General features: G+C 70.5%; 10 protein-coding genes. All 10 read left to right on the top strand.

Translation table 11 applies throughout. The features are described 5' to 3' along the window. Positions 1-96 precede the first annotated feature (96 nt). A complete protein-coding gene (locus C1I98_RS26755; RefSeq protein WP_111170191.1) occupies positions 97-1272 on the top strand; it encodes a thiolase domain-containing protein in 1176 nt (391 codons plus the stop codon). Beyond that, positions 1269-1697, top strand: coding sequence for a Zn-ribbon domain-containing OB-fold protein (locus C1I98_RS26750; RefSeq protein ID WP_111170190.1), 429 nt, complete (start codon positions 1269-1271; stop codon positions 1695-1697). Before C1I98_RS26755 ends, C1I98_RS26750 begins: the two co-directional genes overlap by 4 nt. Before the next feature lie 31 nt (positions 1698-1728). Then, positions 1729-3111 (top strand): 3-oxoacid CoA-transferase, encoded by a 1383-nt coding sequence (locus C1I98_RS26745; RefSeq protein ID WP_199537238.1) that lies wholly within the window; start codon positions 1729-1731, stop codon positions 3109-3111. 11 nt (positions 3112-3122) lie between these two features. Beyond that, a complete protein-coding gene (locus C1I98_RS26740) occupies positions 3123-4535 on the top strand; it encodes an amidase (RefSeq protein WP_233508208.1) in 1413 nt (470 codons plus the stop codon). Then, complete coding sequence (locus C1I98_RS26735; RefSeq protein ID WP_111170188.1) at positions 4532-5974, top strand: aldehyde dehydrogenase family protein; 1443 nt, start codon at positions 4532-4534, stop codon at positions 5972-5974. The genes C1I98_RS26740 and C1I98_RS26735 overlap by 4 nt, the downstream gene beginning before the upstream one ends. Continuing rightward, positions 5971-7029, top strand: coding sequence for an Ldh family oxidoreductase (locus C1I98_RS26730; RefSeq protein ID WP_111170187.1), 1059 nt, complete (start codon positions 5971-5973; stop codon positions 7027-7029). Before C1I98_RS26735 ends, C1I98_RS26730 begins: the two co-directional genes overlap by 4 nt. Next, complete coding sequence (locus tag C1I98_RS26725) at positions 7026-7790, top strand: N-acyl homoserine lactonase family protein (RefSeq protein ID WP_111170186.1); 765 nt, start codon at positions 7026-7028, stop codon at positions 7788-7790. Before C1I98_RS26730 ends, C1I98_RS26725 begins: the two co-directional genes overlap by 4 nt. A 486-nt stretch (positions 7791-8276) precedes the next feature. Further along, positions 8277-8687 (top strand): VOC family protein, encoded by a 411-nt coding sequence (locus C1I98_RS26720; RefSeq protein ID WP_111170185.1) that lies wholly within the window; start codon positions 8277-8279, stop codon positions 8685-8687. 108 nt (positions 8688-8795) lie between these two features. Continuing rightward, positions 8796-11108: an ATP-binding cassette domain-containing protein gene (locus tag C1I98_RS26715; RefSeq protein WP_111170184.1), complete on the top strand. Its 2313-nt coding sequence runs from the start codon at positions 8796-8798 to the stop codon at positions 11106-11108. Between the two features lie 162 nt (positions 11109-11270). Beyond that, positions 11271-11456, top strand: a 186-nt coding sequence (locus C1I98_RS44365; RefSeq protein WP_233508207.1) for a hypothetical protein, incomplete at its 3' end; no start/stop codon positions are given.

Genomic DNA, 11456 nt, shown 5'->3' with positions numbered 1-11456 from the left:
GTGTATAAGAGACAGCCCTCGGCCAGCACAACGCCGTGGTGCTAAGCGGCCCGCGGCAATCCCACGAAGGCGCCCAGCGCAGATGAGAGGAACGAGATGAACACCCGGGGAAACGCAGTGATCGTCGGGGCCTACGAGCATCCGGGACGTGAACTCCCCGACAAATCCCTCGCCCAGGTCCATGCCGAGGTCGCGCTCGGCGCGGTCGCCGACGCCGGGCTGACGCTCGACGACGTGGACGGCTTCTTCGTCGGCCACGACGCGCCCGGTTACGGCGGCGGCTGGATCTCCATGGCCGAGTACCTCGGCCTGCGCAACCTCACGTACATGGACTCCACGGAAAGCGGCGGGGCCTCCCCCATCTACCACGTCTCGCACGCCGCGGCGGCGATCGCCGCGGGCAAGTGCGAGATCGCCCTGGTGGCGCTGGCCGGCAAGCCGCGGACCGGCATCCAGCCGGGCGGCGGCGGGCCGCTGACGCCGGAGGAGAGCTTCGAGGGCCGGATGTTCGGCGTGACCGGGCTGGTCGCCTCCTACGCGCTGTCCGCCCGCCGGCACATGCACGAGTTCGGCACCACCAGCGCGCAGCTCGCCGAGATCAAGGTGGCCGCGTCGATCCACGCCTCGCACAACCCCAACGCCTTCCTGCGCAAGGCGCTGACCGTGGAGGACGTGGTCAACTCCCCGCTGATCGCCGACCCGCTGCGCCGCGGCGACTGCTGCGTCGTCACCGACGGCGGCGGCGCGGTCGTGGTGACCAGCCCGGAGATCGCCCGCACTTTGGACCGCCGGGCGGTCAAGGTCCTCGGGCAGGGCGAGGCCGGAAAGATCGTCAACGGCGGCAAGCTCGACCTGACCTACACCCCGGCGGTGTGGTCCGGGCCGCGCGCGTTCGAGCAGGCGGGCGTGACGCAGGCCGACATCGACTACGTCTCGATCTACGACAGCTTCACGATCACGGTGCTGGAGATCCTGGAGGATCTCGGCTTCTGCGAGAAGGGCAAGGGCGGCGAGTTCGTCCAGGACGGCACGCTCGTCGCCCCGCACGGCAGGCTCCCGTTCAACACCGACGGGGGCGGCCTCGCCAACAACCACCCCGGTCACCGGGGCGGCATCACCAAGATCATTGAAGCGGTCCGGCAGCTTCGCGGTGAGGCGAACGCGGGAGTGCAGATCCCCGACTGTGAGATCGCGCTCGTACACGGCAACGGCGGCGACCTGGGCACCCGGATGCGCAGCGCCACGATGATCTTGGGCAGGGAGGACGCATGAGCGAGGTCCGGTCGAACACGGCGTTGCCGACGCCGGTTCCCACCATCAATCCCGACAGCGCGGAGTTCTGGGCCGCGACGGCGGAGGGCCGGTTCATCACCCGCCGCTGCACGAACTGCGCGCAGTACATCTGGTATCCGCGGCCCATCTGCCCGTTCTGTCACAGCCAGGAGACCACCTGGGAGCCGCTGAGCGGGCGCGGGGTGATCTACTCCTTCAGCGTCGTGCGCAAGGCCGGCGGCGACTGGAAGGGCGTCACGCCCTACGTGCTCGCGTACGTGGAGCTGGACGAAGGCCCCCGGATGATGACCAACATCGTGGACTGCGACGTGGAACAGGTCGCCATCGGCGACCCCGTCGAAGTCGTCTTCGAGGACACCGGCGAGGGCAGCGCGCTCCCCCGGTTCCGTCCCGCCCCCCGCTGACGCCGACCGACCGCAGAAGAGGTACCAGGCCATGGCAATCAACAAAGTCTACGAATCCCCCGCCGCGGCGGTCGCCGACGTCCCGGACGGTTCCAGTGTGTCCATCGCCGGGTTCGGCATGACGCACAGCTTCCCGACCAGCCTCACCGTCGCGCTGCGCGGGCAGGGCGCGCGGCGGCTGTGCATCGTGGCGAACTCCCTGGGCACCGGCGAGTTCCGGTCCAACACGCTGATCGAGAACCGCCAGGTCAACCGCCTGATCGTGTCGTTCTCGGCGCGGGCGGGCGAGGCCCGCTCGGCCGCCGAGCAGCAGATCGCCGCCGGTGAGATCGAGGTCGAGCTGGTGCCGCAGGGCACCCTCGTGGAACGGCTGCGGGCCGGCGGCGCCGGCATCGGCGCGTTCTACACGCTCACCGGCGTCGGCACGGCCATCGCGGAGGGCAAGGAGACCCGCACGATCAACGGCGTGGAACACGTTCTTGAGTACGGGCTCAAGGTGGACTACGCGCTGATCCGCGCGGCCCGCGCCGACCGGTACGGCAACCTCCAGTTCACCGGCGTCGGCCGCAACTTCATGCCGGCCTTCGCCAAGGGCGCCAAGATCACCGTCGCCGAGGTGGACGAGATCGTGGACGGCGAACTCGACCCGGAGGCCATCGGCGTGCCCGGCGTGTTCGTGGACCGCGTGGTGGTCCGGACCGTGGACGTCCCGCACGACTTCCCCACCCCGCGCGCCGGCCGCGGCGCCGACAGCGCCCGCTCCTACAACGGCAAGCCCGCGCTGACCCGCAACAAGATGGCCGAGCTGGCCGCCGGTCTGGTCCCGCCCGGCAGCTACATGAACCTCGGCCTCGGCATCCCCACGCTGATCTCCAACTACATCGAGGGCCGCGACATCGTGCTGCACTCGGAGAACGGCGTGCTCGGCTACGGCGGGATGGCCACCCGCGACGATTACAACCCGGAGATCTACAACGCGGGCGGCCAGTACGTCCACCTCACGCCCGGCGCGTCGTTCTTCGAGAGCGTCACGTCGTTCGAGATGGTCAGGGGCGGCCACGTCGACTTCGTCGCGCTCGGCGGGTTCCAGGTGGACGGGCAGGCCAACCTGGCCAACTGGAGCACCCCCGACATGATCGGTGGCGGCATCGGCGGCGCGATGGACCTCGTGGCGGGCGACACCACCGTGATGGTCCTGATGACGCACCTGGACTCGGCAGGCAAGCCGAAGCTGGTCAAGGAGTGCGACTTCCCGCTGACCGGCCGCGCCTGCGTGAACATCGTGGTCACCGACCTCGGCGTGTTCCGCTGGGACGGCGCCAAGTTCCGGATGGAGTACGTCGCCCCCGGCTTCACCCCCGACGAGGTGGCCGCGCTCACCGACCTCGACCTCGACCTGTCCGCGGTCCGGTGAACCCCGGCCGGTTGAGCGCCGCCGAACTGGTCCGGGCCTATCGGCGGCGGGAGCTGTCCCCGGTCGAGGCCGCCAAGACCGCACTGGACGCCATCGCCGCGCACGACGGCGAACTGAACGCCTTCGTGCTGGTGGACCCGCCCGCGGCGCTGCGGGCGGCGGCGGAGTCGGAGGCGCGCTGGATGTCCGGGACCCAGCTCGGCCCGGCCGACGGCGTCCCGGTCGCGGTCAAGGACCTGCTGCTCACCCGGGGCTGGCCGACTCTGCGCGGCAGCCTGCTGGTGGACGCCGCAGGGCCCTGGCACGACGACTCGCCGAGCGTGGCCCGGCTGCGCGAGGCGGGCGCGGTGCTGGTCGGCAAGACGACGACGCCGGAGTTCGGCTGGAAGGGCGTCACCGACTCGCCGGGGTTCGGCGTCACCCGCAACCCGTGGGACCCGGCGCTGACCTCGGGCGGGTCGAGCGGCGGGTCGGCGGTCGCGGTCGCCACCGGGATGGCCGCCTGGGCGATGGGCACCGACGGCGGCGGTTCGGTACGGCTGCCGGCGGCGTTCACCGGGACGGTCGGGCTCAAGCCGACCGGCGACCTGATCCCGATGTACCCGCGGGGCAACAACGGGCTGCTGTCGCACCGCGGGCCGATGGCCAGGACCGTGGCGGACGTCGCCGGGATGCTGGACGTGGTGGCCGCGTACGACCCGCGCGACCCGGCCGCGCTGCCGCCGCCCTCGGCCTCGTTCGTGGACGGCCTGGACGCCGGCATCTCGGGCCTGACCATCGCCTACTCCCGCACGCTGGGCTACGGCCGCAACGACCCCGCGGTCGAGGCGGCCGTGACCAGGGCGGTCGAGGTGCTGGCCGACCTCGGCGCCAAGGTCGAGGAGGTCGATCCCGGCTTCGCCGACCCGATCGAGGCGTTCCAGCTCCTGTGGTGCGCCGGGGCCGCCAAGACGCTGGACCGGTACCGGGACGCCGACCTGTCGCGGGTCGATCCGGGGCTGCTGCGGTCGGGCGAGAGCGGGCGGGCGGCCTCGGTGTCCGCGTACCTGGACGCCCTGGCGGTGTGCAACGACCTCGGCATCCGGATGGCCCGGTTCCACGAGCGCTACGACGCGCTGGTGACCCCGGCCACCCCGATCACGGCGTTCGCGGCGGGCCGCGACCAGCCCGACGGTTCGCCGTCGGCGGTGTGGGCCTCCTGGACGCCGTACACCTATCCGTTCAACATGACCAGGCAGCCCGCGCTGAGCGTGCCCTGCGGCTTCACCGGCGACGGCCTGCCGGTGGGGCTCCAGATCGTGACCGCGCGCCACCAGGACGCCCTCGCCCTGCGCATCGGGCACGCCTACGAGCAGTGCGCGCGGTGGACGGACGCCGTGCCCCCGCTGCGCACCACCAATGAGCTGGAAGGAGGGGCACAGTGAGCGCTGTCCCCCGCATCGGAAACCTGATCAACGGCGAGTGGCACTTCGACGGCACCGGGCGCGAGGTGCTGCACAAGTTCACCGGCGAGGTCCTCGCCATCGCGCACGACGCGACCCCCGCCCAGGTCACGGACGCGGTGACCGCCGCCCGCAAGGCGAGCGAGTCCCCGCTGGACCCCTATCAGCGCTACGAGATCCTGTCCAAGGTCGCCGACGCGATCGCGCGCGACAAGGAACGGCTGGCCCTTTCGGTCTGCCGGGAGTCCGGCCTGACCCTCAAGGACTGCCTGGGCGACATGGACCGCGCGGTGCAGACCATGCGGACCTCCGCCGAGGAGGCCAAGCGGATCACCGGGGAGATGGTGCCGATCGCGGCGGCCCCCGGGTTCGCGCACCGGATGGCGTTCACCGTGCGGTTCCCGGTGGGCGTGGTGGGCGCGATCACGCCGTTCAACTCGCCGCTGAACACCGTCGCGCACAAGGTCGGCCCGGCGCTCGCCGCCGGGAACGCGGTCGTGGTGAAGCCGTCGCCGTTCACGCCGATCGCGGCGGCCGCGCTGTGCTCGATGCTGCTGGAGGCCGGTCTGCCGCCGGGCCTGATCGGGCTGCTGCTCGGTCCGGGCGACCCGGTCGGGACGAGCCTGGTCAACGACGAACGCGTGGACTTCTTCACCTTCACCGGCAGCACCGCGACCGGCAAGGCCATCTCCGCCCGCCTCGGCATGCGCCGGGCGACGATGGAGTGCGGCAACGTGTCCGGGACGATCGTGTGCGCCGACGCCAACGTACGGGACGCGGCCGAGCAGTGCGCCAGGGGCGCGTTCCGCAAGGCCGGCCAGGTCTGCACGTCCGTGCAGCGGCTGTACGTCCACGCCGACATCCTGGAGGAGTTCCTCGGTCACCTGACGGCCGCCGCCTCCGCCATGGTGGTCGGCGACCCCGAGGACCCGGCCACCGACATCGGCCCGATGATCAGCGAGGCCGCCGCCAAGCGGGCCGAGGAGTGGGTCAACGAGGCCGTCGCCCAGGGGGCCCGGCTGGTCCACGGCGGTCGGCGTGACGGGGTCGCGATGGCCCCGACGATCCTGACGGAGGTCCCCTCGGACGCCCGGGTGGTCTGCGAGGAGATCTTCGCGCCGGTCGTGTCGGTGATGCCGTTCAAGGACTTCGGCGAGGCGCTGCGGGTCGTCAACGACACGCCGTTCGGACTCCAGGCGGGCATCTTCACCCGCGACCTGAACCAGGCCCTGGAGGCCACCAAGCGGCTCCGCGTCGGCGGCGTCGTGATCAACTCCACGTCGAGCACCCGCGCCGACCTGATGCCCTACGGCGGCGTCAAGGACAGCGGCTACGGCACCGAGGGGCCGAAGTACGCGGCCAGGGACATGACCGAGGAGCGCCTGGTGCTGCTGGAGCCCGCCAAGGACGGCGACCGGTGACACAGGACGACGCACCCCCGCCCGTCCCCGCGGACCTGCTGGCCGACACCGCCGCGCGCATCCTGCTGGCCCATGACGTGCCCGCCGAGGACGCCCGCCTGGTCGCCGACTGCCTCGTCCAGGCGGACCTTTGGGGGCACCAGTCGCACGGGTTGCTGCGGCTGCCCTGGTACGTCGCGCGGCTGCGCTCGGGCGCGATGCGGGCGCGCACCACGCCGGAGACCGTCATCGACGCGGGCGCGGTCGCGACGATCGACGGCCACGACGGCATCGGGCAGGTCATCGCCGCCCACGCCGCCCGGGAGGCGATCGAGCGCGCCGCGCGGCACGGCATCGGCGCGGTCGCCGTGCGCAACTCGGGCCACTTCGGCATGGCCGCCCACTTCACCAGGATGGCCCCGCCGAAGGGCTGCGTCGGCATCCTGACCACCAACTCCAGCCCGGCCATGGCCCCGTGGGGCGGGCGGGTCAAGGCGGTGGGCAGCAACCCGTGGTCCGTCGCCGTGCCGCTGGAAGGCGACGGGCAGATGGTGCTGGACATCGCCAACACCGCCGTGGCCCGCGGCAAGATCTACCTGGCCCGCAACCGGGGCGAGCAGATCCCGGACGGCTGGGCGATCGACGTCGAGGGCAACCCCACCCGCGACCCGAGCGCGGCCATCGCCGGGACGATCCTGCCGATGGCCGCGCACAAGGGCTACGCGATCTCGCTGATGATGGACGTGCTGTCGGGCGTGCTGACCGGCAGCGGCTTCGGCACCCAGGTCGCCGGGCCGTACCAGCCGAACGAGCGCAGCAGGTCCGGGCACCTGTACCTGGCCATGGACATCGCGGCGTTCATGCCGCCCGCCGAGTTCACCGAGCGGATGGCGGAGCTGGTGCGCGAGCTGAAGTCCAACCCGCCCGCGGGCGGGACGGGCGAGGTGGTCTACCCGTGGGAGATCGAGGACCGCACGGCGGCGCGCAACCTGGCCGAAGGGATCAGGCTGCCCGAGCAGACCCTGGCCGACCTGCGAAAGCTCGCCGCCGAACTGGAGATGGAGGTGGCCGTGTGAGCTCGCACAGCCCGGTGAGCCCGCGGATCAGGCCACTGCGGGTCGGGCGGTCCAGGAACGTGCCGATGGAGGCCGCCGTGTACGGGCATCCACACGGCGAGACCGTGGACATCATCATGTTCATGTTCGTGGTCGAGGCGGGCGACCGGCTGATCCTGGTGGACAGCGGCACGCTCGACCCGGAGTACGTGCGGCGCTACCACCCGTACGACTTCGCCAGGGACCCGGACAGCGAGCCGTCGATCGTGCTGCGCGAGCACGGATACGACCCCGCCGACTTCGACACCGTGGTCAACACGCATCTGCACTGGGACCACTGCTCGAACAACGGGATGCTCCCCAATGCGCGCGTGCTGGTGAACAAGAAGGAACTCGAATACGCCATCGATCCGCTGCCGATCCACCGCAGGGCGTACGAGAAACTGCCCGGCCTCCAGGCTCCGTGGATGGCCGCGTGGGACCGCATCGAGACCGTGACCGGCGAACAGCGGATCTGCCCGGGGGTCACCGTGGTGCCGCTGCCGGGGCACACTCCGGGGTCGCAGGGCGTGCTCGTGGAGACCGGCGACGGGCGATATCTGATCGCGGGCGACGCGCTCGGGGTGTACGAGAACTGGAACACGGAGGACTGGCGGGACAGCGTGCCGCCGACCATTCACACGAATGTGATCGAGTGTTTCGAGACCTTCGAGTACATCGCGAGCCTTTCGTGCGAGGTGATCCCCAGCCACGACGGGCGCATAGCCGAGGTCTATGGTTAGCCGCGCTCTTCCGGTCCGCGACATAGCGTGTGGAGGTCATCGACGGCAGGCCACGGCGGCGCTCGCATGGCCGTTTCTCATGGGGACGCAATTTCTTGACGACCGCGGAGAAGGCCGCGACGTCCGCCGGCCGGCTTGGGCGCTGATCGCCGGTGCCGTCGCCGTGCCGTACCGGCCGCTCTGCCGGCCGCGCTGGGCCGCATTTCCACGCGGGCACCGCGGAATGGACCGCCCGCCTGTACGCGAACTGGGACTCCGCCCTGAACCGCCTTCCGCCCTGCCCACCCGACGACGGCCCATCCCGCCTGCGCGCCGACGGCGTCCATTTCACCGAACAGGCCGCCCGCCGGCTCGCCCCCGCATCCTCGACCTCGCCGCCCTCCGCTGAGCGGCCCTCCGCTGAGTCGCCCTCCGCCGACCGGTATGCGCTGGACCGGTCAGGATTCGAGAAGCGCCGCTCAGCCGGGGGCGCCTAGCCTGGCCTGCATGGACATCAGCATCAATGCCAGTTTTCTCCCGCACACCGACCCGGACGCCTCGCTGGCCTTCTATCGGGACGTCCTCGGCTTCGAGGTCCGTGGCGACGTCGGATACGAAGGGATGCGCTGGATCACTGTCGGCCCGGCCGACCAGCCCGGCACGTCCATCGTCCTGGAACCGCCGGCGTCCGACCCGGGTGTCACCGACGACGAGCGCCGGACCATCGCCGAGATGATGGCCAAGGGCACCTACGCGGGCATCCTGCTGGCCACCGACGACCTCGACGGCAGCTTCGCGCGGGTCAAGGCGGGAGGGGCGGAGATCGTCCAGGAGCCGGCCGAGCAGCCGTACGGCGTGCGCGACTACGCCGTACGCGATCCGGCCGGGAACATGATCCGCGTTCAGGAGATCCGCTGAGCCATCGGCCGTAAAAAAACCCGACATAGCGCCCGGACCTGGTTAAATCTAGCGAGGCGACGCTGGCGGAGACCGCGAACGCTACCCCCAGACCAGGATGGAGACACCATGAGTACGCCCATCAGGCCGGACACGCAGTCGCCCGCGCTGCACGCCGCCGACAGCCATGATCTGATCCGCGTGCAAGGCGCGCGTGAGAACAACTTGAAGGACGTCAGCGTCGAGATTCCGAAGCGCCGGCTGACGGTGTTCACCGGGGTGTCCGGCTCGGGGAAGAGCTCGCTGGTGTTCGGTACGATCGCCGCCGAATCTCAACGGCTGATCAACGAAACGTACAGCGCCTTCGTACAGGGCTTCATGCCGACCCTGGCGCGGCCGGAGGTCGATCTGCTGGAGGGGCTGACCACGGCGATCATCGTCGACCAGGAGCGGATGGGGGCCAACTCCCGTTCCACCGTCGGCACCGCCACCGACGCCAACGCGATGCTGCGGATCGTCTTCAGCCGGCTCGGCGAGCCGAGCGCGGGGCCGTCCTTCCACTACAGCTTCAACCTGCCTGCCGGCGCCTGCCCGCGCTGCGAGGGCATGGGCCGGGTGAACGACATCGACCTGACCCAGCTCTACGACGACAGCAAGTCGCTGGCCGAGGGCGCGATCACCATCCCGGGCTACAACGCGGACGGCTGGATGGTCCGCATCTTCACCTCGTCCGGCTTCCTCGACCCCGACAAGCCGATCCGCGACTACACCGAGAAGGAGCTGCACGACTTCCTGTACCGCGAGCCGGTCAAGGTGAAGTTCGAGAACATGAACCTCACCTACGAGGGCCTGGTCTCCAAGGTCCAGAAGTCGCTCCTAACGAAGGACCGCGAGGCGATGCAGCCGCACATCCGGGCGTTCGTGGACCGGGCGGTCACCTTCACCGCCTGCCCCGAGTGCGGCGGCAGCAGGCTCAACGAGGCGGCCAGGTCGTCGCGGATCAAGGGCGTCAACATCGCCGACGCGTGCGCGATGCAGATCAGCGACCTGGCCGAATGGGTCCGCGGCATCGAGGACCCTTCGGTGGCGCCGCTGCTCGCGACGTTGCAGCAGACCCTCGACTCGTTCGTGGAGATCGGCCTGGGGTACCTCTCGCTCGACCGGCCCTCCGGCACGCTGTCCGGCGGCGAGGCGCAGCGGACCAAGATGATCCGCCACCTCGGGTCATCCCTCACCGACGTCACGTACGTCTTCGACGAGCCCACCGTCGGCCTGCACCCGCACGACATCCAGCGGATGAACGACCTGCTGCTACGGCTGCGCGACAAGGGCAACACGGTGCTGGTCGTGGAGCACAAGCCGGAGGCCATCGCGATCGCCGACCATGTGATCGACCTCGGGCCCGGCGCCGGTACGGCGGGCGGCGCGGTCTGCTTCGAGGGCACCGTCGAAGGGCTGCGGGCCAGCGGCACCCTCACCGGACGCCACCTCGACGACCGCGCCGCCCTGAAGGACAAGGTGCGGACACCCACCGGCAAGCTGGAGATCCGCGGCGCGCACTCGCACAACCTCCAGGACGTGGACGTGGACATCCCGCTCGGCGTCCTCGTCGTCGTCACCGGCGTGGCCGGGTCCGGCAAGAGTTCGCTGGTACACGGGTCGATCCCGGCGGGCGCGGGCGTGGTGTCGGTCGACCAGACCGCGATCCGCGGGTCGCGGCGGAGCAACCCGGCGACCTACACCGGGCTGCTCGACCCGATCCGCAAGGCGTTCGCCAAGGCCAACGGCGTGAAGCCGGCGCTGTTCAGCGCCAACTCCGAAGGCGCCTGCCCCAACTGCAACGGCGCCGGGGTCATCTACACCGACCTGGCGATGATGGCGGGAGTCGCCACGGTCTGCGAGGAGTGCGAGGGCAAGCGGTTCCAGGCTTCGGTACTGGACCACCACCTCGGCGGCCGTGACATCAGCGAGGTCCTCGCCATGTCGGTGACCGAGGCGGAGGAGTTCTTCCGCGCGGGCGACGCCCGCACCCCGGCCGCGCACGCCATCCTGCACCGCCTCGCCGACGTCGGCCTCGGCTACCTCAGCCTCGGCCAGCCGCTCACCACCCTGTCCGGCGGCGAACGGCAGCGCCTCAAGCTGGCCACCCACATGGCCGAAAAGGGCGGCGTCTACGTCCTCGACGAGCCGACCACGGGCCTGCACCTGGCCGACGTCGAACAGCTCCTCGGCCTCCTGGACCGCCTCGTCGACTCCGGCAAGTCGGTCATCGTCATCGAACACCACCAGGCGGTCATGGCCCACGCCGACTGGATCATCGACCTCGGCCCGGGCGCCGGCCACGACGGCGGCCAGATCGTCTTCGAGGGCACCCCCGCCGACCTCGTCGCCGCCCGCTCCACCCTCACCGGCGAACACCTCGCGGCTTATGTCGGCTCTTGATGCCCGGTCAAAATGAGCAATAATGGACGTGAATTAGGGGTGAATGTCGAGTTATAGCTTGGTGCGCGCGGGGACAGATCTTCTGGCGGCCACGGGACTTATCGGGCAATAGTTCGATCCTGCACCGTAAGTAGGTCATGTCACCAGTCAAGAGGAGAAGCTGTGATACCCCGCGCGCTATCTCTCCCGCTGATCGCCGCCGCCGCCATCGGAACGGCACTGTTCTCGGCACCGGCCGCCAGCGCCACGACGACCCTCGTCGACACGTACACCTGTGACAACGTCATGAAGTCCGATATCGGCGACGGCTGGGCCGGTTGGGGCAACTGCGTCGGCTCCGCCGGCGCC

It is taken from the genome of Spongiactinospora gelatinilytica, assembly GCF_003236385.1.
Classification (GTDB): domain Bacteria; phylum Actinomycetota; class Actinomycetes; order Streptosporangiales; family Streptosporangiaceae; genus Spongiactinospora; species Spongiactinospora gelatinilytica.
This window is presented reverse-complemented; position numbering and strand designations above follow the sequence as displayed.

What these genes read in the sequence shown, in the direction of transcription:
- C1I98_RS26715 (WP_111170184.1), top strand. Translation starts at nt 8,796, where the DNA reads ATGAGTACGCCCATCAGGCCGGACACGCAGTCGCCCGCGCTGCACGCC.
- C1I98_RS26745 (WP_199537238.1), top strand. Translation starts at nt 1,729, where the DNA reads ATGGCAATCAACAAAGTCTACGAATCCCCCGCCGCGGCGGTCGCCGAC.
- C1I98_RS26720 (WP_111170185.1), top strand. Translation starts at nt 8,277, where the DNA reads ATGGACATCAGCATCAATGCCAGTTTTCTCCCGCACACCGACCCGGAC.
- C1I98_RS26755 (WP_111170191.1), top strand. Translation starts at nt 97, where the DNA reads ATGAACACCCGGGGAAACGCAGTGATCGTCGGGGCCTACGAGCATCCG.
- C1I98_RS26750 (WP_111170190.1), top strand. Translation starts at nt 1,269, where the DNA reads ATGAGCGAGGTCCGGTCGAACACGGCGTTGCCGACGCCGGTTCCCACC.